Genomic DNA, 21609 nt, shown 5'->3' with positions numbered 1-21609 from the left:
GGCTCAGCCGAGGGTGAGCAGCGCGATGGCGGCACCGGCCGCCACGAGGCCGAGCGCCTGCCGCCACCCCAGCCGCTCGCGCAGGACGGTGATGCCGAGCAGCACGGGGATCGCGGGGTAGAGCGAGGAGAGCACCACGGCGATCACCACGAGCTGCTGCCGCGTGGCCAGCAGGTAGCAGACCAGTGCGAGCGCGGCGAGCGCACCGGTCACGGCCGCCCACCCGATGGTCGGGACGGAGAGCCTGGCCCGGACGTGCGCGGCGCGCAGCAGGGGCAGGATCGTGAGGATCGCGGCGACGCGGCCGGTGACCACCGGCCAGATGCCGGATGCCGGGTCGGCCTGGGCGAGGGCGAGGTACTGCAGGGCGATGCCCACGCTCGCGACCAGCCCGTCCGCGGTGGCCGCGGCGCCGCCCCCGGTGCCGTCACGGGTGCGGGAGACGAGCCAGAGCGCGGGTACCGCCACGGCGATGCCCAGCCACGACAGGGCGGAGGGCCGTTCCCCGAGCAGCAGCACACCGGCCAGCACGGGCAGCGCCACTCCCCCGACTGCGCTGACGGGCACGACGACGCTCATGGCACCACGGCCGAGTCCGCGGAACAGGAACAGCATGCCGACGCCGGTGCCGACCCCGGAGAGTGCGCCCCACGCGAGGCTCTCAGGGCGTGGCGCCGCCGGGAACGCGGGAGCCGCGAGCAGTGCGACCACGAGCCCGCCGGCCTGGCCGAGCAGGGCGACCGTGACGAAATGGGCGCGCCTGGCCAGGAGACCGCCCGCGAAGTCGGACAGGCCGTAGGCGGCGGCCGAGGCGAGGGCGAGCACCGGGCCCGTACTCATGTGCGGCCTTCCCGGTCCCGTTCGGCCTGGCCGACGGGGCACACCGCGCCCTCCGTGCACGACCCGCGGTCGCACAGGCGGCACACCAGCTGCGCGTCGCCCACCTCGCCGTAGAGCCCGGTGAGCAGCTTCTCCAGTAACCCGGTGAGCGCGGCGCGCTCGGCGTCGTCGAGCACGGCCAGCGCCCCGGCGAGGCGGGTGCCCCGCGCCGCCAGCAGCTCACCCGCCGCGCGGCGGCCCGCCCGGGTGGGCCGGATGGACACCTCCCTGCCCTGGCCGGGACGGCGCTCCACGAGTCCCCGCCCCTCCAGCGCGCCGACCATCCGCGCCGCCGCCGACTGGCTCAGGCCGACCCGTCTGCCGAGCTCGGTGCCGCTCAGGCCCGGCGAGGCGGCCAGCACCACGAGCGCCGCCGCTCCGCTCGCGCTGACCCCGGCGGCCCCCGTCGCACCCGCGAGTACCAGGTCGGTCACCGTCAGTGCGGCGGCTCCCAGCAGGTTCCCCGTTCGCGCATCATGCATGACTCATGCATATCACAGGTGGCCGACGAGCGCTCGCCGGCCAGGAGGCGGCGCACCCGGAGAGGCCGCCCGGGGAATCTCGGGGTCCCCTCCGGGTGGTCACCGATGCGAACAGGCGCGGCCGGGGGCACGGTGGAGGCATGGCGACAACAACGTTGACGAGGTCCCGCGACAACAAGGTCATCGCCGGCGTGTGCGCGGGGCTCGCACGCCGGGTCGGCTGGGAGCCGCGCACGATGCGCTGGGTGTTCGTGCTCTCGTGCCTGCTGCCGGGGCCGCAGTTCCTGATCTACCTGGTGCTCTGGGTGATCATGCCGAAGGAGGAGCGGCGCTACTGAGCCCGGCCGCGTAGCTCTCGGCGGCGGTGAGGCCGTCGAGGCCCCGCCGGATGTCCGGTCGCCGGGCCGTGCCGAGCCCGCTGAGGGCGAACACGGTCCGGGTCACCGGGTCGGCGCGCACCGACCCCTCCGGGCAACCGCGCGGGCAGCGCCATCCCCGGGGCCTGGAACCGGCCGCGCCGCACGGGCTGCGCGCGGCACCCGTGCCGGCGACGGTCGCGGCCGTGTTCCTCGGGCTGCCGCCCTCCGCGCTCGGCTTCGTGGTGTGGGGCTACGCCGTCGCGCGGCACCCGGTCCCGTCGCCACGGCGGCGCGCTACCTCGTACCGGTGGTCGCGCTCGCGCTCGCCTACGGCTGGCTCGGCGAGGTCCCGCGCCCCGTCGAGCTGCTGGGCGGCGCGCTCAGCATCCTCGGCGTGGTGCTCACCCACCGCCGTGCACCGGCCACCGGGCGGTGGTCAGCTCCCGATTCCCTGGGCCAGCCAGCCGCCGTCGATGGGGATGAGCGTGCCGGTGACGTAGCTCGACAGCGGGGTGCCGAGGAAGAACGCCAGCTCCGCGACCTCCTCGGGGCGGCCGAACCGGCCCAGCGGGATCCGGTCGAGGAACGCGTCCCGGTCGATCACGCCCTGCGCGAGGAACTCCGCCGACAGCTCGGTCTCGATCGACCCCGGCGCGATGCCGTTGACGCGCACGCCCGCGGCGGCCCACTCCGTCGCGAGGCCCTTGAGCAGCCCGGCGATCCCGGCCTTGGCCGCGCCGTAGGCCACCCTGCCGGGGAACCCTCGCTGCCCGTTGACCGACGAGATCAGCACCACCGCTCCCCCGTCCGGCATGTGCGCGGCGGCCTGCCGCGCGCCGACGAAGCACCCGGTGAGGTGCACGGCGAGCATCCTCTCCCACTCCGGCAAGGGATAGCCGACGCTCGCGCCCGCCCGCGCGTGCCCGGCGTTGCCGACGAACGCACGCAGCCCGCCCGGCACCCTGGCGGCCCGTTCGCACGCCTCGCGCAGGCGTTCCTCGTCGGTGACGTCGGCCTCCACCGTCACGTGCTCGCCCGGCCACGACGCGGCGCGTTCCCGCAGCCGCTCCCCGTCGAGGTCGATGCCGACCACCGTGTGCCCGCCCTTTGCGAACCTCGCCGCGATGGCCGCGCCGATCCCGCCGGCGGCTCCCGTCACCACCACCGAACCCGGCATGCCGCTGCCCTTTCAGCCCGCGAACGCGAGCTTGCGCTGGACGTCGATCGTCTTGCGGTGGAACAGCCACGTGCCGTCCACGGCCACGAGCTCGTCGGCGTATTCGCCGTACACGGCCCACGCGCCGTCCGGCGAGGTCATCACCGCCTGGAAGTACGCCGTAACGTACGCGCGCCCACCGTCGACGACCACGTCGACGTTGGTGACGAGGTGCTTGCACCACTCCACCGGCGAGGCGAAGAAGTCGCGGTACACGGCCAGGAACGCCTCCCGGCCCTCGTGCGGTCCGTCGACGCGGCGCAGCTCGACGTCGTCGGTCACGAGCGACGCGAGCCGTTCCAGGTCGCCGCTGTCGACGGCGCGGGCGTAGGTGTGCAGCACCGAGCGCACCCGCTCGTGCTCGCCGGGCTCAGGCATGGCCGACCTCCTCGGTGTGCTGCCGCAGCGGTTCCCCCGGCGGGGGCGCCGTCCTGGTCCTCGGCAGCAGGACCACCACGAGCGCGCCGGCGAGGGCGGGCAGCAGGAAGACGTAGAAGTTCCAGTTCACCGGCACGCCCGCGGCCATGATCCAGCCGCCCAGCATCGGGCCGAGGATCCCGCCGAAGCGCGCCACGGTCATGATCGAGCCCAGCGCGGAGGCGCGCACCACGGCGGGGAACCACGTGGCGATGAAGCCGTTGAGGATCACCGCGGTGCCGTTGCCGCCGACGCCCGCCAGCACGACCGCGACGTAGAGCACCGCGGTCGGCGGATGCGCGCTGAGCAGCAGCAGCGAACCGGCGCCGATGAGGAAGCCGCCGAGCGCGACGCGGCGGGGGCCGATCCGGTCGGCGAGCCACGACATGACGGCCGCGCCACCGATCGCGCCGGCGCTCATCGCCACGAGGAACGACAGCGCCGAGCCGAGCGGGTAACCCGCCGTGCGCATGATCTGCGGCAACCACGTGCTCAGCCCGTAGATGAACAGCTGGCTGATGAGCGTCGCGACGGCGAACACCGCGGCCACGCCGAGGAACGGCGGACGGAACAGCGGCCGCAGCGCCGCCCGGCCCCGGAGCCGCGGAGCCCGCGCGCCCTCCGGCGGCGGCCACGGGATGCCGTAGCGGCGCGCCACCGCCTCGGCGTCGCCGAGCCTGCCCTTCGACACGAGGTAGTCCACCGACTCCGGCAGCCACCGCCACGCGACGGGCGCGAGCAGCACGAGCGGCAGCACGCCGATGGCGAACATCGGCCGGAACCCGTACTCCTCGATCACCACGATTCCCAGCACCGACGCCAGTATCGCGCCGACCGAGAAACCCGAGCTCATGATCGCGCTGGCGAAGTTGCGCCGGTGCGGTGGCGCGAACTCCACCGTGAGCGCGATCGCCGTGGGCAGCACACCGCCGAGCCCGATGCCGGCGAGGAACCGGAACAGCCCGAACAGCAGGCTCGACGGCGCGAGCGCGCACGCGAGCATGCAGAGCGAGAACCAGCAGATCGCGGTGAGGAACAGCTTCCGGCGGCCGAGCAGGTCGGTCGCGAAGCCGGAGATCAGGGTGCCGAGGAGCATGCCGATCAGCGCGTAGCTGGCGATCATCCCGGCCTCGGCGGCGTCGAGGCCCCACGGCTCGTACTCGAGCAGGGCGGGGATGGTGGTGCCGTAGACGACGAGGTCGTAGCCGTCGAAGACGACGGCGATGAAGCAGATCAGTCCGACGAAAAAGCCTCTGTTTCCCGGTGAAACACGGGCGACCATCGCTGCGGGCACCTCCCTGTGCTCGGCGCGTTGATAGTAATCATGATAATAGATCACCGGGCCGAGTCAAGATCGGTACGAAAGCGACGGCCGCCGTTACGGGATCGGCGAGCTCGCCCCGAGGCCCTTCTCCGCCGCGGCGGCACGGACGGCCTCGATCACGAGCTGCAGCGACGGCCTGCGGGTGGCCGTCATCCGGTGGGCGATGGAGACCGTGCGCATCACCGGCTCGGTGAGCGCCACGATGTCGACCCCCGGCGGCAGCAGCGACAGCCCGAGATCGGAGACGAGCGTGACCCCGAGCCCGGCGCCGACCATCGCCAGCGCGGTGGCCTGCTCCCCCACCTCGTGGTTGATCTTCGGCTCGAACCCGTTGCGCTGGCACGCGATCCGCACCGCGCGGCCGAAATGCGACCGGGGACCGGCGAGGATCCACGGGTGCTCGGCCAGCTCGGTCAGCGCCACCGTGCCCGAGGGCACCACACCCGTCGGCACGGCCGCGTGCAGCCGCTCGACCGCGATCACGACCCGCGCCAGCGACGGGTCCCACGGCATCGGGTAGTCCGAGTAGTCGATGACGAACGAGAAGTCGAGGTTGCCATCGCGCACCGCTCCCGCGGTGTCCTCCGGCGCGAGCTCCTTGGTCCGCACCTGGATCCCGGGATGCTCGGCGGCCAGCGCCGTGAGCGCGGAGGGCAGCAGGCCCGAGGCGACCGACGCCCACACGCCCGCGGTGAGCCGCGCCGACACGGCGTCCTGTGCCTCCTCCAGTGCCAGCGTGGCGCGTTCCACCGACCCCAGGATCTCCTCGGCGTGCTCGGTGAGCAGCATCCCGAGTTCGGTCAGCTGCACGCGGCGGCCGAGCCGTTCGAAGAGCTTCGCGCCCACGTCGCGTTCCAGCTGGGCGAGTTGCTGCGACACGGCCGACGCGGTGTAGTGCAGCGAGGCCGCCGCCGCCGTGACCGTGCCCCGGCGATGCAACTCTCGAAGCATTCGCAACCTGTGCAACGAAAGCTCCATGCCGCTCAGCGTAGGCAACGATCTCCGGTCGTGCAGGAAGGGTGAACGTAACCGTGCATGATCCTTAACTGGACGCCTTCCCTCGCCCTGCCGCACCCTGGACGTACCGGCACAAGGGGGGCACCGCCCGGGAAACCTCGCAGCTCAGACAAGCCGTCCATCACCACACCGATGGGACGGCTCGCTGTCCTGCGCCCGCGTCAGTGCACCACGCGAGCCCGGAGCGCACACGCCGTCGAGAGAGATCATTGGAGGTGGGTTGCAGGTGACCACGATGCACGACCCGTGGGGACAGACGAGCACCGGAACGCCCGACGCCGCGGCCGGCGCGGCCAAGCCCCGGCGCGGCGAGCCGCTGCTGCGGCTGACGTGGACCGACCCGGTCACCGGCGCCCACGGCTATCTCGTCGTCCACACGCTCGTGTCGGGGCTGGCCACCGGCGGAACCCGCATGCGGGCGGGCTGCACGATGTCGGAGGTGGAGGACCTCGCGTTCGGCATGGCGGCCAAGACCGCGACCTTCGAGCTGCCCGTCGGCGGCGCCAAGGGCGGCATCGACTTCGACCCGAAGGACCCCCGCGCCGTCGAGGTGCTGGAGCGGTTCTGCCAGGCCATGCGCCCGTGGCTCGACGCGCACTGGGTGACCGCCGAGGACCTCGGCGTGCCGCAGCACCTGATCGACGAGGTCTTCGCGAGGCTCGGCCTTGGCCAGTCCTACCACGCCGCCATCAGCCGCGCGGCGAACCCGGAGCGGACGCTGCGGCGGGTGACGGCCGGGCTGAACGCGCCGGTGCCGGGCGGGCTGCTGCTCGGTGACGTCATTGGCGGCTACGGCGTGGCGCAGGCGTGCCTGGGCGCGGCGAACGCGTGGGGCTGGGACACCGGCGAGACCACGGTCGCCATCCAGGGCATCGGCACGATGGGCGGCGGCGCGGCCTGGTATCTGCACGAGGCCGGGATGCGCGTGGTCGCCGTCGCCGACGCGGCTGGCACGCTGTACCACCCGGACGGGCTCGACATGCCCGCCCTGCTCGACCTGCGCGACGCCTACGGCGAGATCGACCGCGACCGCGTGCCCGCCGAGGTCCAGCGGCTGCCGAGGAACGCGGTGATCTCCACCGCCGCCGACATCCTCGTGCCCGCCGCCATCTCCTACGCGATCACGCCGGACAACACGCTGGACGTCGCCGCGAAGGTGGTCGTGGAGGCGGCCAACGCCGCCACCACCCCGGAGGCCGAGGCCATGCTCGCCGCGCAGGGCATCCCGGTGATCCCGGACTTCGTGGCCAACGCGGGCGCCGCGGCCTGGGCGTGGTGGCTGCTGCTGGGGCAGGTCGGCGCCGACCCGGCGGACTCGTTCCTGCGCCTGCGCACCGAGATGCAGGCCAAGGTCGCGCTCCTGCTCGGACAGTGGATCGTCGACGGGGTGCCGCCCCGGCAGACCGCCCACGACCTCGCGGACACCAACCGCCGGGCGCTGGCCGAGGCGGGCGAGGAGACCCCGCTCGTCATCCCGTAGCGGTGCGGTCCCCGGTGCGCTCCGGCGAGCGCACCGGGGACCGGCGCACCACCAGGATCGTGGCGGCGACGCCGGCCGCGAAGACGGCCAGCCCGGCCCACACCATTCCCTGCGTGACCGACAGCGGTGCGCTCGGCACCTCCGGCGTCCGCCCTCCGTCGCGGCCCGTGACGACCACGGCCACGACGACGGCGGTCGCCGCGATCACCGCGGTCACCGCCGTACCCCACAGCAGCCGCGCCCACGCGGGCCCGCCCGCGACGCGTTCCACGCGCCGCGCCGGTGCCAGCAGCCTGGCGAGCAGCACGAGCGCGACCGGCAGCTGGAGCAGCCACAGCGTGGTGCGCGGCCAGCCGTCGAACCACACGTTGGTGCCGTAGAGCAGGGTGTGCCAGACGCTCAGGACGTACACGACGATCACGAAGCGGTGCAGCGCCCGCCACAGCCGCGCGCCCGTGCCACCCCGGAAGTAGTACAGCAGGCCCAGCGGGATCGCGAGGTACAGCGCGAGCAGCCCCAGCAGGATCGCGACCACCCCGGTGCCCGAGCCGTACCCGCCGGGCACGAACGTCTCGACGAACGCGCTCCACACCCTTCCGAACGGCCCGAGGCCGTCCGAGTTGGTCCGGACCAGTTCCGCGAAGAACAGGGCCGCGTGGGCGAACATCAACCCGATCGTGGTGAGGCTCGTCGAGCGATGCCAGCGCTCCAGCCGCACCGCGGGCACGGGCAGCCGCCGCGGTCCGGGCCCCGACCGCAGCAGCCCCAGCATCGTGGTCAGCCACGCCCACAGCAGGGCCGACCAGCCGAACGCCTGGCAGGCCCAGTACATCCAGTACTCGTTCGCGTCGGCGAGAAACGGCATGACGGCGACCGTCGCCGACGTCTCGGCCCGCACCCGTTCGTACAGCCAGCCGAAGATCGCGACCGTGATCCCGAGCGCGATGGTCGCGTCGGGGATCGCCGCGCGGAGGTCAGCTCTGAGCGCGGTCCGGTCCAGCCCGGTGCGGCTCGATGCCGGCATGCCGTGAAGCCTCCTTTCACCCCGCCCGGGCCCGCGGCGAGGCGGGCCCGGGCGGCGTGGGTCAGACGCCGATCTCGGCGTTCTTCGCGGCCTGCACGATGCGCTGCCGCTCCTGCTTGGTGATGATGCCGTCCGCCAGCAGGCCTGCGGTCACCTCACGGACGTGCGTGACGAACGCGGTGTGGTCGGGATACTCGGCCTCCTCGTCGATCAGATCGTTGATGGTGCACCCGTTGCCGGTGTCGACGTTGGCGACGCCGGTGTCCTCGGCGCCCACGAACACGGTCGCCCGCGTGTCGGACACCGAGCACGTCGGCTCCGGGTCGACGATCGTGAACGTCGCCGTGCCCGTCTCCGACACGTTGCCGGCGTTGTCCGTGGCACGGTAGGACACCGTGTACACGCCCGCGTCGGCGATCGTCAGCGGGACCCGGTACGGCCGGAAGCTCCCTTCGCTGAAGCTGTACTCGACCGAGGCGACGCCGGACTGCTCGTCGGTGGCGGTGAGCGTGAGTTTCGCCGACTCGAGGTAGTTCCAGCCGGCGTCCATCTCACCGGTGAGCCGCGCCGTGACCACGGGAGGCGTGGTGTCCTCCTGCTGGCCGGGCACGACCGTGAACGTCACCGAACCCGGCTCGGACGTGTTGCCCGCGTGGTCGGTGGCGCGGAACCGTACCGTGTGCTCGCCCTCCGCCGCGACCTCGACCGGATCGGTGTAGGCGGTGAACTCGCCGCCGTCGAGCGCGTACTCCACGCCGTGCACGCCCGACCCCTCGTCCACCGCGGTCACGGACACGGTCGCCGAGCCGACGTAGTTGCCGTCGCCGTCCCGCTCACCGGTCACCTCCGCCGACACCTGCGGCGGCGTCGTGTCCTCCTGGCCGTTCTCGACGACGGTGAACGTCACCGAACCCGGTTCGGACGTGTTGCCGGAGTTGTCGGTCGCCCGGTAGCTCACGGTGTGCTCGCCCGGCGCCGACACCACGACGGGGCCGCTGTAGGCGGCGAACTCCCCGCCGTCGAGCGCGTACTCGATGCCGTCCACACCGGACTCGGCGTCGTGCGCGGTCAGCTCCACGCTCGCCGAGCCGAGATAGTGACCGTCCGGGTTCTGCTCGCCGGTCACCTCCGCCATCACGTGCGGCGGCGTGGTGTCGCCCTCCGGGGGCTCGACGACGCGGAACGTCACGAAGCCGGTCTCGGAGACGTTGCCCGCGTTGTCCGTGGCCCGGAACTGCACCGAGTGGTCGCCGAGCTCGGCGACCTCCACCGGGCCCGTGTAGGGCTGGAACCCGGTGTCGTCCACCTCATACTCCACGGACGCGATGCCCGACTGGGTGTCCTGTGCCCTGACCGTGACCGTGGCCTTGCCGAGGTAGTTGCCGTCGGCGTCCTGGGTGCCGCTCAGCTCGCCCGTGACCGTCGGCGGGGTCGTGTCCTCCGGCGCCTGCTCGACGACCGTGAAGGTCACCGAACCGGTCTGCGACACGTTGCCCGCGTTGTCGGTCGCCCGGAACTCCACGGTGTGCTCGCCGGGCTCGCTCACCGCCACCGGGTCGGTGTAGGGCTGGAACCCGCCACCGTCCAGCTGGTACTCGACCGACGCGACGCCGGACTCGGTGTCCTGCGCCGAGACGGCGACCGTCGCCGTGCCGACGTAGTTGCCGTCGGCGTCCTGCTCACCGGTGACCTCACCCGCGACCGAGGGCGCCGTGGTGTCCTCGCCACCGCCGTCGGTGACCGTGAGCACCCCTGCCATCTGACCGTGGCCCGGCAGCGCGCAGTAGTAGCGGTACTGGCCCGGCGTGAGGTTGACGTCCACCTCGTAGCGGCCCTGGTTGGCGTCGAACGGGCTCGCCGTGATGTTGACGTTCACGTCGTGGTTGTAGCCGGGCGTCGAGGTGTCGAACGTCAGCGTATGCGGCATCCCCGTCGTGTTGCCCGTCGCGGTGCTGTTCTCGAACACCAGCGTCGCGGCGCCCGCCGTGGCGGTGCTCGGCGCCGAGGCGTACTCGGTGATGCTGTCGTTGGCCGTCCAGGTGAGGATCTGCTGTTGCGCCTGCTGGGACGACTCCGTCCGCTGGGCCTGCTCGCCGGCGAGCGAGGCGGGCACCACCCACAACGCCACCAGGAGAACGCCCAGCAACCCCACGGTGCCCCGCCGGGCGGCCACGCCCAGCGATGTGCGTAATCGTTGGTACATAAGCGTGCTGCACCTCTCGTGAAGTGGTACCGGCCGGTGCGGACGTCCGGAAGAGCGCCCGCACCGGCCGGCTGCCTCGGTTTACAGCTCCCGCACGCGGATGTTGCGGAACTCGGTCAGGTCGTTGTCCCCGTGGTTCTGCAACCCGATGAACCCGTTGCGGAACTGACGCAGATCGGTCGGCGGGTCACCGGCACGGGACGACTCCTTGCCGGGCAGGTTGTCGAACTCGTTGATCACCACGCCGTTGCGCAGGATCGTGTAGTGCTGCCCGACGACGCGGATCTCGTAGGTGTTCCACTCACCCTTCGGCGTCGCGCCGGCCTGGTCGAGCCCGACGGGGTCGAAGTTGTAGATCGATCCGGTCTTCTGTGGCTCACCGGACTCCCCGTCGTAGATCTGCACCTCGTGTCCACAGTAGATCGCCACCCAGGCCTGCGAGTCCCTTGCGGAGCCGACGGTGCCGCAGCTGCCCGCGGGCCGCTGCTCGAGCGGCGTTCTCGGGTCGGGGAAGCGGACGAACACGCCGCTGTTGGCCCGGCCCTGCCCCGGTGCGATGTCCTTGTACTCCAGCTTCAGCGAGAAGTCGGCGTACGGTTTCGCCGCGTACCACAGCATTCCGAGCCCACCGGAGCTGCGCAGCGACCCGTCCGGCTGGATGTCGAACCGGCCCGACGGCGCCATCTCCCAGCCGCGCAGCGACTCGGCCGTGCCGTTGAAGATCGGTTCCCAGCCCGAGTCACCCACCTTGCCGATGGGAGACTGCTTGGCCGCGCTGATCAGCGCATCACGCTCCGCGCGGACGAGCACACCCTTGCGCATGAGGTCGCGGGCGACCTTCGTGACGTGGTCGACGAACTTCTTGTGTGTCGACCAGGTGCTCTCGTCGTCGATGAGGTCGTTGACCGTGCAGCCGCTGCCGACCTCGTGGTTCTCGACGCCCGTGTCGGAGTCCCGCAGCCACACGGTCTCCCGCGTGTCGGGCACCGCGCAGCCGACGTCGACCCTGGTGGTGGTCGTCGCCTTCTCGCCGTCGGCGTAGGTCACCGTCAGCGTGGCCGTGTAGGTGCCGATGCTGCCGTAGGTGTGCACGGGGTTGGCCTCGGTGGACCTGCCGCCGTCACCGAAGCGCCACTCGTACGACACGCCACCGGACCTGGATCCGTTGAACGCCATCGTCAGCGGCTTGTTCTGCAGCGCGGTCGCCCTCGCGGCCGGAGCCGGGGTGGCCGGCCCGCCCTCGTAGGTGACCCGCAGCAGCTTCTGGTTGGGTGCGAGGCTGAAGAAGCCGCTGCCGTAGTCGATCAGGTACAGCGCGCCGTCGGGACCGAACTGCGCGCCCATCCAGCTCTGCAGCTGAGTGTCGGCGCCGCCCGCCTTGATGATGTCGCGCAGGTCCTCGGCGAACGCCGGCGGGCCCTGCTGCTGCACCGTGGCCGGGTCGACGGTCACGGCGACGCGGTTGTTCGGGTTGCACTCGTCACCGATGAACCACTTGTCGTCCCAGTAGGACGGCCAGGCGACGTCGCTCTCCGGGTCCACCAGCGAGCTGTGGTACGTCGGACCCGACATGACGGCCTGGCAGCCGCCGCTCACGAACGGCAGCGTGTAGGTGCTGTCCTCCTCGTTGTAGGTGGGGATGCCGCTGCCGTCGGGCCGCTCCGGGAACACCGGGCCACCACCCTGCGGCGAGTACCAGATCATGTTGGTCCTGGCGGGCGGGATGTCCACCAGCCCCGTGTTGCGCGGAGAGGTGTTCTTGAGGTTGTCGCAGTCGTACCAGCCCGTGAGCACCGACGCGTCCGTGTCGCTGCGGTCGCGGTAGGGCTGCTTGTTGCCCATGCAGTAGGGCCAGCCCTGGTTGCCCGCCGACGTGAGGATCGTCGCCGTCTCGTACTTGGCCGGGCCCAGCTCCGGGCTCGGCGCACCGGCGTCAGGACCGACCCAGCCGGTGGTGACCCAGTCGTGCACGGGATCCACGTCGAGGCGCGCCGGGTTGCGCACGCCCATCACGTAGATCTCCGGGCGCGTCTTGTCACCGGGATCCTCCGCCTCGGGGAAGAGGTTGCCCTCCGGGATCGTGTACGTCCCGTCGTCCTCGGGGTGGATGCGCAGGATCTTGCCGTTCAGGTCGTTGGTGTTGCCCGACGTCCTGCGCGCGTCCTGGAAGGACACGCCGGCGTACTCCTGGGTCCAGTTGTTGCCGGAGTAGCCCTGCGAGCCCTGCGAGGAGTTGCTGTCGCCGACGGCGATGTAGAGGTTGCCCGCCTTGTCGAAGTCCATGCCACCACCGGCGTGGCAGCAGCTGTGGATCTGCGTGTCCCACTGCAGGATGTCCTTGCGGCTGGCGAGGTCGAGCGTGTCGGTCGCGGCGTCGTAGGTGAACCGCGACACCGTCCGCTGCCCGATCCGCTTCTCCTTGTCGATCGACTCGTACGGCATCCAGTAGACGTAGATCCAGCCGTTGTCGGAGAACTCCGGGTCGAGGGTCATGCCGAGCAGACCCTCCTCGCTCTTGACGAGCTCGTCACCGCTGCCGCGGTTGCCGAACACCTCCAGTGTGGTGATCAGCTTGACCTTGCGGGTCTCCGGGTCCCACTGGTGGATCGTGCCGCAGCCGAGACCCACGTTCTCCTGGTCCCAGTTCGGCACGGGGCCGGTGGGGCAGGCCGCCTTGCCGACGTAGAAGACCGTGCCGTCGGGCGCGACGGTGACACCGTGCATCTCGCCGTACTGGTCGAGCTGGCCCGGCTGGTTCTGCCCGGTGAGCCGCTCGGTCTTGTAGTTCGCGGCGATCGTGGCCTGGCAGTCGCCCCGGACCACACCGGTCGTCCACTTCAGTGCGCCCAGCAGGTGACCGCGGAACTTGGCCTCGCCGTAGCTGCCGACGGTGCCGCCCATCCCGGTGTAGAAGGACCGGCCGCCGTCGTAGTCCCGGCACCACGAGATCGGGTGGAACGCACCATTGCCGTTGGCGCCGGCGTCGTAGGTGTGCTCCTGCACCTGCGCCACCGTGTGTACCTCGCCCACCGGGTTGGTCTCCCAGTTGAGCCACTTGTCCGAGCGCTTCCACGTCAGCGGCAGCCCCTCGTTGGCGGGGTGCTGCCGGTCGACCACGCTCACCACGGCCTGCTGCGGCTCGGGCTCGCTGCCCGGAGGCGGGGTCGCGTCGGCGGTGTAGAGCTCGATCTCGGCGAGCTGCGTCGCCGACTCGCCCGCGTTGGCGGTGATGTCGAGCCGGTAGTGCGCGTACGCCTCCGTGTTGTCGAAGCGGAACTCCCTGGGCTGGAACCGTTCGGGAAAGTCCTCGCCGGTGCGCCGGTCGAGGTCGGTCCACGTCTGCCCGTCCTGGGAGCCCTGCAGGGTCCAGTCCAGCGGGTCGCGGCCGGCGAAGTCGTTGGCCGAGGTCAGCGCGTAGTGCGAGATCGCGGCGGGCTCGGCCAGCTCCAGCGCGGCCCAGCCCGTGTCGGCGAACGTCAGCCACTTGCTGTTCGGGTTGCCGTCCACGAGCTTCGCGCCGGTCTCGTTGGGCGGGTTCTCGCCGCTCACCGTGACGGCGGCGACCTCCTCCGGCACGGGCCGGTTACCCGCGGGGCGGGCGCCGATGAGGCCGCCGAACCACTCGGACCGGGCCTGCGCCTTCGCGGCGTCGCGGATGCCGAGGAAGCCGCCGCCCTCCTCGACGTAACGCCGCAGCGCCGACTCTTGCCCGGCGTTCAGCTCGTTGCCCTCGGCGGAGAGGAAGACGATGCCGCGGTAGCGGGCGAGGTTCTCCGTCGTGAACGAGGCGGGGTCGGTGGAGATGTCCACCGTGAACCCGTTGCTCTCCCCCAGTTCCTCGATCGCCCGCGCGGCACGGACGACCGGGTCGGCCTGTTCGGCCGCGACGCCGCGGAACACCAGGACGTTCACCTGGCTCGCCGCCGCGGCGGCCCGGTTCTGCGCCGCCACGGGCTCGGCGGGCGCGCCGGTGGCGGGCAGCGCGGTCAGCCCCAGTGTCAGTACCGCGCTCGTCAGCAGGATCATGCCGCGCCGCAGCGGTCTCGGCCGTAATCGGCCGCCGCGGGGCGGGAGTGCCAACCTTCTTCGACCCATCCCTACTCCATTCACTCGTGGTGAGCCCTAGTGGCCTTCGTGGGTGGTGCCGGGCTGCTGCTGTTCGAGCTGCTGTGGTTCCTGCATCGCGTGGTGGTGCTGGTGGTAGCGGTCGAGCGTCTCCTGCGCGCCCTCGGGCATCGAGCCGTCCGCGTTGCGGATCAGCCAGACACCCGCCATGCCGCCGTCGGAGTGGAACTGGACGTGGCAGTGGTACATCCACACGCCGGGACCGACGCCCTCGCCGGCGATCACCTGGAACCCGAAGGAGTCGCCGGGGTTGAGGTCGCGGTTGTCGATCACCTGTGTCGGGTCGTCGGGGCCGCTGAGCATGCCGGTGCGGTTGTCGGCCCAGCGGTGGGCGTGCAGGTGGAAGGTGTGGAAGAAGTCGCCGTGGCCGATGGCGATGAACTCCACGCGCTCGCCGAGGTTGGCCTCGATCACGGGGATGTCGGGCGCGACGCGGTTGTTGATGGTCATGCCGTTGAACACCACGGTGTACTGCCGCTTCGGCAGGAGGTCTCCCTCGCGGCGCACGACGAGCGCGCCGTAGAGCCCGGCCCGCAGGCCGTCCGTGCCGTGGTCGCCGCCCATCGCGTGGTCGTGGTAGTGCCAGTAGCCCGCGCTGCCCGGCATCCAGCGACCGTCCTTTTGGTACGGTGCCCTGGTCTTCCAGATGTACTTGCGCCGCTGGCCCGGCTCGTTGAACGACGCGTTGAGCGGGCTGCCGTCGGAGTCGACGTCGTAGTCCACGCCGTGCGGATGGATCGAGAGGCGCCGGTCGGTGTTGTTGACCAGGTCGATCTCGAGGGTGTCGCCCTCCCAGATCTCGAGGATGGGTCCGGGCACGGTCGCGGTGCCCGGCGAGAGGCCGTAGCCGAACAGACCGCCGCCGATCTCCTCGGCGTAGACGGTGATCCGCCGCGTCACGCCCGCGCGCGCGGGGCGTGCCGTCTCCGGCGCCGCCGCCGCGGTGCCGAGCCCGGCGGCGACGACGGGAACGGTGACGCCCGCCGCCGCGGCACCGGCCAGCATGGAACGCCGGGACATCGCGCGCGTCAGGCGCGGGCGGGCGGGTTTCTCAGCCATGGGGTCTCCATTCGCGTACCCGGGCGCGCGTGCGGACCCGGGGAGATCGGGGTGGGGAGGTGCGGGGTGGAACGTGGCCGTGCGCGTGGTCGCGTGTGGACGGATGCGGGCTCGCCGCGGCACGGCGTACCGGCGGGCGAGCGTGGCTCGCCCGTGCGGAGACGGGTGGGGACCGCGGGGTTCGGGGTGCTCGGAAGGGCTTTCTGAAGGGTGGCGGGTCCGGTCAGGGCGGGGCGGGGCCGGGCGGGAAGCCGATCACCGGACTGCCGCCGGAACGACGGAGGAGCGCATGCCGTGGTTGTTGCGGCATCCGCGCGTATCCCGCCTGTCGCGACGTTCGACTCACGCCTGCCTCGCCTTCAGCGCCGAGGGTTCCAGGAGGGAAGTTAATTACTTCCGGTGCTCCCGTAAATATCTACGGTCAAAATAGGCGGACTTATGCTGCGTTGAGACAGAAGTCGTACGACGAACGGAGCAGCGACGCGGAGCCGAAGCGCCTACGCCCGCCGCGAGTCGTACGTTCAGGCGCGCGAGTCGTGCACTCAGAACCGCGAGTCGTGCGTTCAGGCGCGCGAGTCGTGCACTCCAGACGCCGAGTCGTGCGCTCAGGGTCGCGGGTCCGCCGCTCAGGCGCGCGAGTGCCCGGCTCCGGTCCGCGACTCGCGTTCCCGCGCGATCCGGAACGCACGACTCGCGATCCGGAACGCACGACTCGCGGCCGGGAACGCACGACTCGCGGCCGGGAACGCACGACTCGCGGGCCGGAACGGGCGACTCGCGGAAAGGGTCAGACCAGGAAGGTGAACAGGGGGCTGTCCGGCGACACCTGCTCGATGCGGTGCGGCGCGGCGTCCATCCGTTTGAGCATGGGCTCCAGGTTCTCCGGGGCGCCCAGCTCGACGCCGACCAGCGCGGGGCCGGTCTCGCGGTTGTTGCGCTTGACGTACTCGAAGAGCGTGATGTCGTCGTCGGGGCCGAGGATGTCGTCGAGGAACCGGCGCAGCGCGCCCGGCTCCTGCGGGAACTCGACCAGGAAGTAGTGCTTGCGGCCCTCGAAGACGAGTGCGCGCTCGACGATCTCGTTGTACCGGCTGACGTCGTTGTTGCCGCCGGAGAGGATGCACACCACGGTCGCGCCCGCGGGCAGCCCCAGGTCCGCCACCAGCGCCGCCGACGCGAGCGCGCCGGCGGGCTCGGCGATGATGCCGTCGGACTGGTACAGGTCGAGCATCTCGACGCAGATCCGCCCCTCCGGCACGGCCACCAGCCGCGGCCGCTGCTGCGCCGCCACGGCGAACGTGTGCCGCCCGACCTGCCGCACCGCGGCGCCGTCGACGAACGGGTCGACGTGCTCCAGCGGCACCGGCCGCCCCTCGGCGAGCGCGCGCGCCATGCTCGCCGCGCCCTGCGGCTCGGCGCCGATGACGCGCACCTCGGGGTGCGTCTCGCGCAGCCACGTCAGCGTCCCCGCGAGCAGCCCGCCACCGCCGACCGGCACCACGACGACGTCCGGAACCCGCCCGAGCTGCTCGATGATCTCCTTGACGACGGTGCCCTGGCCCGCGATGGTGCGCGGGTCGTCGAAGGCCGGGATGAGGACGGCGCCGGTGTGCTCGGCGTGCTCGCGCGCGGCCGCCGCGCAGTCGTCGTAGGTCTCGCCCTCGACGACGATCTGCACGTACTGGCCGCCGAACCGGGCGACGCGGTCGCGTTTCTGCCTGGGCGTCGTCCTCGGCAGGTACACCCGCGCGCTGACGCCGAGCGCCGCGCACGCGAACGCGACGCCCTGCCCGTGGTTGCCCGCGCTCGCGCACACGACACCCCGCGAGCGTTCCTCCTCGCTGAGTGAGGCGATGAGGTTGTACGCGCCACGGCCCTTGTACGAGCGGACCGTGTTGAGGTCCTCGCGCTTGAGCCACACGTCGAGGTCGTGCCGCTGGGAAAGCCGCTCGTTGCGCTGCAGCGGGCTCGGCTGAATCACGTCGGCGAACCGGGCGGCCGCCTCAGTGACGTCCGCCGCGCTCACCACACCCGCGTCCGGGGCGTTCTCAGACAACACGGTCCTCCTGTCGTATGTTCGTGCCATGAGTAGCCGCGACGAGCACGGCCGGGACCCAGCCAGGGCGACCGACGGGGCCACGCACACGCCGCTGCTCGTGCTGGGCAAGATCACGGAGATCCTCAACGCCTTCACGCTGAAGCGGCCGTCGCTGACGTTGCGCGAGATACAGCAATCTACCGGTCTGCCCACGTCGACCGTGCAGCGGCTGGTGACCAACCTGGTCGCGAACGGGTTTCTCGACCGCGCCGACGACCGTTTTCGCATCGGTGTCCGAATGGCCTACTGGGCGGCCGCGGCGGCCAAGGACTTCGACGTGCTCGCCGTGGTCAACCCGGTGCTCAAGGACCTGCGGGACGTCACCGGCGAGACGGCGTGCTTCTTCCGGGCCGAGGGCGAGCACCGCGTGTGCATCGCCGTCGCCGAGACCCACCACGCCCTGCGCCGGGAGATGTCCGTCGGCAGGATCGCGCCGATCACGGTCGGTTCCTCGGGCCGCGTGCTGCTCGCCTGGAACCCGGACCTCGCCGACGAGGTCCTCCAGCACGAGCTCCCCCAGCTCACCGACAGCACCGTCACCAACCGCGACGAGCTGCGCAGGCTCATCAAGCAGACCGCCGCCGACGGCTACGCCATCACGGTCGGTGAGCGCGTCGACGGCGCCTCGGGTCTCGCGGCCCCGGTGTTCGACTCGGCCGCCGATCTGGTCGGCGCACTGATGATCCAGGGCCCGACGCTGCGGATGCCCTACGAGAAGTGCGTCGAGTGGGTCGACGTGCTGGTCGAACATGCGGAACGGATCACCCGGGCCCTTGGCGGCCGGTTCCCGTCGTGACGTCCCACGCCGCCGGGTTCACCGGGTGCGGGGGCCGCTGGCCCGCCGCCATCGCGACGGCGTTGCGCGCGCACAGTTCGGCCATCCTCGCGCGCACGGGCCGGGTCGCGCTGCCGACGTGCGGCAGCAGCGTCGTGTTCGGCAGCTGCGCGAGACCTTCCGCCAGCTGCGGCTCCAGCTCGTAGACGTCCAGGCCGGCGCCCGCGATCACGCCGTCGCGCAGCGCGCCGACCAGCGCTTTCTCGTCCACGATCGGCCCCCGCGCCGTGTTGATGAGGTAGGCCGTCGGCTTCATCGCCCGCAGGACGGCGGCGTCGACGAGGTGGCGGGTGTCGTCGGTGAGCGGGACGTGCAGGGAGAGGAAGTCGCTCTCCCGCACCAGCTCCTCCCAGCTCACGTACCGCACACGCCCGGCGAGCGGGCCCAGCTCGGCGTCGGGGACGGGTCCGCCGCGCGCCGTGTAGCGCACGGTCATGCCGAAGCCGAGTGCCCGCGTGGCGGTGGCGCGGGCGATCCGGCCGAACCCGGCGAGGCCGAGTGCCGCGCCGGTGACGTCGCCGCCGAGCAGCAGCTCCGGCTGCCAGCCCCGGAACCGGCCCGCGCGCACGAACGCGTCGGCCTCCACGCAGCGCCGCGCGGTGGCGAGGATCAACAGCATCGCGAGGTCTGCGGTGGCCTCGGTGAGCACGCCGGGCGTGTTGGCCACGAGCACGCCGCGCCGGGTCGCGGCTGGCACGTCGACGTTGTCGTGGCCGACGGCGTAGTTGGCGACACCGCGGATACTGGCCGTGGCCAGCAGCTGTTCGTCGAATACGTCGGTGAGCTGGGCGACGACGACGTCGTAGCGGCCGGAGGCGCACGCCTCACGCAGCTCGGCGGCCGACGGCGCCCGCTCGGCAACCACCACCTCCCCCGCGTCCCGCAGTAGCCGCATCCCCGGCTCCGGCAGCGGCGTAGTGACCAGGACGGTTCCGCTCACGACGCCAGCGCCCACGGGAACGCGGTGGCGCTGGAGTGCGCGCCCTGCACGGCGCGGGAACGGTTCGGCTCGCCCAGCTCGGCCAGCAGCCCGTCGGTGAGCCGCACCAGCGCGGCGAACGTCTCCGGGGTGAGCCAGCCGGGACGCAGCGCGAAGAGCAGGTCCTCGGTCGCGGCGTTGCCGCTCGCGCCGGGCGCGAACGGGCAGCCGCCGAGCCCGCCGAGCGCACCGTCGACCTCGGCCGCACCGGCCGCCGCGGCGGCGAGCGAGTTGGCGACGCCCAGCCCCCACGTGTCGTGCCCGTGGTAGACGATCCGCCGGGGCGGCGTCCGCTCGGCGATCTTGGCGACGAGGCTCGTGACCTGGGCGGGGACGGCCTGGCCGAGGGTGTCGCACACGACGACGTCCGCCGCGCCCTCGGCCCTGGCGTCGCCCGCGATGGCGAGCACACGCTCCTCGGGGACCTCGCCCTCGAACGGGCACGTGAACGACGTCGCGATGCACAGCTGGATGCGGCCGCCGGCGCCCAGCGCGTGCTCGACGGCCTTCGGCATCGCCTCCAGGCTCGCGTCGGTCGAACGCCCGATGTTGGCCTGGTTGTGCTTGTCCGAGGCCGAGAGGCAGTACTGGAAGTTCCGGGCGCCCGCGGCCACGGCCCGCTCGACGTGACGCGGCGTCGCGACCCACACCCAGCAGCGCGCCAGCTCCTCCGGCGTCAACCGCTCGATCACCTCGACGGTGTTGCCCATCGAGGGCACCAGGTCCGGCCTGGCGAGCGAGCCGACCTCGATGCTCGGCACACCGAGCCGCAGCAGCTCCCTGACCACGGCCACCTTCCGCTCGGCAGGCAGCACCTTGCCGGTCAGCTGCAGGCCGTCCCGCAACGTCACGTCGCGCACGGTCACGGCGCTCATCGGCGTCCCTCCATCTCGTCCACGATCGTGTCGATCTCGTCCTCGCCCCGGCCGAGCACGCCGGCGAGCACCTCGCGGGTGTGCGCGCCGAGGTCGGGGCCCACCGACCGGATGGGCAGCGACTCGTCGCCCAGCACCGGGACGATGCCGGGAAAGCCGACCTCGGCGGGCTCGCCGGCGCCGACGTCGACCGGGAACCGCTGGATCATGTTCCTGGCCCCGTACTGCTCGTCGGAGCAGATGTCGGCGGCGGTGTAGATGGGACCGGCCGGCACCCCGGCGTCGTCGAGGACCTTGAGCACCTCGGCGCGCGTGAGGGTCTTCGTCCACTGCCCGATGGCCTCGTCCAGCTCGTCCCGCCGCGCCCACCGCTGCGCGTTGCCGGCCAGACCCGGATCGTCGGCGAGGTCGGGCCGGCCGATCGCCCGCATGTACCGCTGGAAGATCGAGTCGCCGTTGCCCGCGATCACCACGCTCGCGCCGTCGAGGCACTCGTAGGCATTGGTGGGCGCGATGCCCTCCATCCGGCCACCGACCCGCTTGCGCTCCACCCCGTAGGCGAGGTAGTCGGGCACCAGCGACTCCATCATCGAGAACACCGCCTCGTGCAGCGCCACGTCCACCACACGGTCGGCGAGTGGTCCACTGTGGCCGGTGCTGGCCCGCTGAAACAGTGTCACCATCACGCCGAACGCGGCGTAGAGACCCGCGATCGAGTCCCCGATGGACACTCCGACCCGCGACGGCGGCCGGTCGGCCTCGCCCACCAGGTTGCGCAGTCCGCCCATCGCCTCGGCGACGGCGGCGAAACCCGGCCTCGCCGAGCGCGGCCCGGACTGGCCGAACGCGGAGATCCGCGCGAGCACGATGTCCGGGTTCGCCTCCTCCAGCACCGACGGGCCAAGGCCCCAGCCCTCCAGCGTGCCTGGGCGGAAGTTCTCGATCACGACGTCGCTGTGGCGCACGAGGTCCAGCACGATGTCGCGGCCCTTGTCGGTGCGCAGGTCGAGCACGACGGACTTCTTGTTGCGGTTGATGGTCCGGAAGAGCATCGAGACGTCCCCGGCGTAGAGCCGCCAGTTCCGCAGCTCGTCGCCGCGACCCGGCCGCTCGACCTTGATCACCTCGGCGCCGAAGTCAGCCAGCATCCGCCCGGCCGTGGGCCCGGCGATGTAGTTGCCGAGTTCGACGACGCGCACGCCCTCCAGCGGCAGCCGTGTTCCCTCGTCGCGCACTG

Annotated in this window: 18 protein-coding genes; 4 read left to right on the top strand and 14 right to left on the bottom strand. The window is 72.0% G+C overall.

Annotated elements, in window-relative coordinates; all coding sequences use genetic code 11:
- Positions 1-3 precede the first annotated feature (3 nt).
- Complete coding sequence (locus BA062_RS08060) at positions 4-840, bottom strand: EamA family transporter (RefSeq protein ID WP_110335440.1); 837 nt, start codon at positions 838-840, stop codon at positions 4-6.
- A complete protein-coding gene (locus BA062_RS08055; protein ID WP_110335439.1) occupies positions 837-1361 on the bottom strand; it encodes a MarR family winged helix-turn-helix transcriptional regulator in 525 nt (174 codons plus the stop codon). The genes BA062_RS08060 and BA062_RS08055 overlap by 4 nt, the downstream gene beginning before the upstream one ends.
- 140 nt (positions 1362-1501) lie before the next feature.
- Here BA062_RS08055 and BA062_RS08050 point away from each other — a divergent pair, with 140 nt between their 5' ends.
- Positions 1502-1699: a PspC domain-containing protein gene (locus BA062_RS08050; protein WP_110335438.1), complete on the top strand. Its 198-nt coding sequence runs from the start codon at positions 1502-1504 to the stop codon at positions 1697-1699.
- Positions 1700-1749: 50 nt separating this feature from the next.
- A complete protein-coding gene (locus tag BA062_RS39505) occupies positions 1750-2220 on the top strand; it encodes a hypothetical protein (protein ID WP_146240011.1) in 471 nt (156 codons plus the stop codon).
- Here BA062_RS39505 and BA062_RS08045 read toward each other — a convergent pair.
- The 4 genes from BA062_RS08045 to BA062_RS08030 all read right to left on the bottom strand — a co-directional run bounded on the left by BA062_RS08045 (position 2157) and on the right by BA062_RS08030 (position 5655).
- A complete protein-coding gene (locus BA062_RS08045) occupies positions 2157-2897 on the bottom strand; it encodes an SDR family NAD(P)-dependent oxidoreductase (protein WP_110335437.1) in 741 nt (246 codons plus the stop codon). The genes BA062_RS39505 and BA062_RS08045 overlap by 64 nt on opposite strands.
- Before the next feature lie 12 nt (positions 2898-2909).
- The gene (locus BA062_RS08040; RefSeq protein WP_110335436.1) at positions 2910-3314 is read right to left on the bottom strand and encodes a nuclear transport factor 2 family protein; all 405 of its coding nucleotides are present in this window, start codon (positions 3312-3314) and stop codon (positions 2910-2912) included.
- Positions 3307-4635 carry an MFS transporter gene (locus BA062_RS08035; RefSeq protein ID WP_110335435.1) on the bottom strand — a complete coding sequence of 443 codons (1329 nt, stop codon included), beginning with the start codon at positions 4633-4635 and terminating at the stop codon, positions 3307-3309. The genes BA062_RS08040 and BA062_RS08035 overlap by 8 nt, the downstream gene beginning before the upstream one ends.
- Positions 4636-4731: 96 nt before the next feature.
- Positions 4732-5655: a LysR family transcriptional regulator gene (locus BA062_RS08030; RefSeq protein WP_110335434.1), complete on the bottom strand. Its 924-nt coding sequence runs from the start codon at positions 5653-5655 to the stop codon at positions 4732-4734.
- A gap of 265 nt (positions 5656-5920) precedes the next feature.
- Between BA062_RS08030 and BA062_RS08025 the strand changes: the two genes are divergently transcribed.
- Positions 5921-7174, top strand: a complete 1254-nt coding sequence (locus BA062_RS08025; RefSeq protein WP_425452875.1) for a Glu/Leu/Phe/Val dehydrogenase dimerization domain-containing protein — start codon at positions 5921-5923, stop codon at positions 7172-7174.
- Here the strand turns inward: BA062_RS08025 and BA062_RS08020 are convergent.
- The 5 genes from BA062_RS08020 to ilvA form a co-directional block, all read right to left on the bottom strand.
- Positions 7164-8198 carry a ferric reductase-like transmembrane domain-containing protein gene (locus BA062_RS08020; RefSeq protein ID WP_110335433.1) on the bottom strand — a complete coding sequence of 345 codons (1035 nt, stop codon included), beginning with the start codon at positions 8196-8198 and terminating at the stop codon, positions 7164-7166. The genes BA062_RS08025 and BA062_RS08020 overlap by 11 nt on opposite strands.
- 61 nt (positions 8199-8259) lie before the next feature.
- The gene (locus tag BA062_RS08015) at positions 8260-10371 is read right to left on the bottom strand and encodes an OmpL47-type beta-barrel domain-containing protein (protein WP_168213904.1); all 2112 of its coding nucleotides are present in this window, start codon (positions 10369-10371) and stop codon (positions 8260-8262) included.
- 111 nt (positions 10372-10482) lie between these two features.
- Positions 10483-14427, bottom strand: a complete 3945-nt coding sequence (locus BA062_RS08010; RefSeq protein WP_425452874.1) for a ThuA domain-containing protein — start codon at positions 14425-14427, stop codon at positions 10483-10485.
- 96 nt (positions 14428-14523) lie between these two features.
- Positions 14524-15585, bottom strand: a complete 1062-nt coding sequence (locus tag BA062_RS08005; RefSeq protein ID WP_245959727.1) for a multicopper oxidase domain-containing protein — start codon at positions 15583-15585, stop codon at positions 14524-14526.
- 787 nt (positions 15586-16372) lie between these two features.
- On the bottom strand, positions 16373-17671 hold the full coding sequence (ilvA, locus tag BA062_RS08000; RefSeq protein WP_210406802.1) for a threonine ammonia-lyase IlvA: 1299 nt from the start codon (positions 17669-17671) through the stop codon (positions 16373-16375).
- Here ilvA and BA062_RS07995 point away from each other — a divergent pair.
- Positions 17670-18479: an IclR family transcriptional regulator gene (locus tag BA062_RS07995; protein WP_110337081.1), complete on the top strand. Its 810-nt coding sequence runs from the start codon at positions 17670-17672 to the stop codon at positions 18477-18479. The two genes, ilvA and BA062_RS07995, sit on opposite strands and share 2 nt — an antisense overlap.
- Here the strand turns inward: BA062_RS07995 and BA062_RS07990 are convergent.
- The 3 genes from BA062_RS07990 to BA062_RS07980 are packed head-to-tail and all read right to left on the bottom strand — an operon-like array spanning position 18445 to position 21607.
- The gene (locus tag BA062_RS07990; protein ID WP_110337079.1) at positions 18445-19458 is read right to left on the bottom strand and encodes a 2-hydroxyacid dehydrogenase; all 1014 of its coding nucleotides are present in this window, start codon (positions 19456-19458) and stop codon (positions 18445-18447) included. The two genes, BA062_RS07995 and BA062_RS07990, sit on opposite strands and share 35 nt — an antisense overlap.
- Positions 19455-20372 (bottom strand): beta/alpha barrel domain-containing protein, encoded by a 918-nt coding sequence (locus BA062_RS07985; protein WP_110335430.1) that lies wholly within the window; start codon positions 20370-20372, stop codon positions 19455-19457. The genes BA062_RS07990 and BA062_RS07985 overlap by 4 nt, the downstream gene beginning before the upstream one ends.
- Positions 20369-21607, bottom strand: a complete 1239-nt coding sequence (locus tag BA062_RS07980; protein ID WP_110335429.1) for a CaiB/BaiF CoA transferase family protein — start codon at positions 21605-21607, stop codon at positions 20369-20371. Before BA062_RS07980 ends, BA062_RS07985 begins: the two co-directional genes overlap by 4 nt.
- Between the last annotated feature and the right edge of the window lie 2 nt (positions 21608-21609).

The organism is Prauserella flavalba (assembly GCF_003202235.1).
GTDB lineage: Bacteria > Actinomycetota > Actinomycetes > Mycobacteriales > Pseudonocardiaceae > Prauserella_A > Prauserella_A flavalba.
This window is presented reverse-complemented; position numbering and strand designations above follow the sequence as displayed.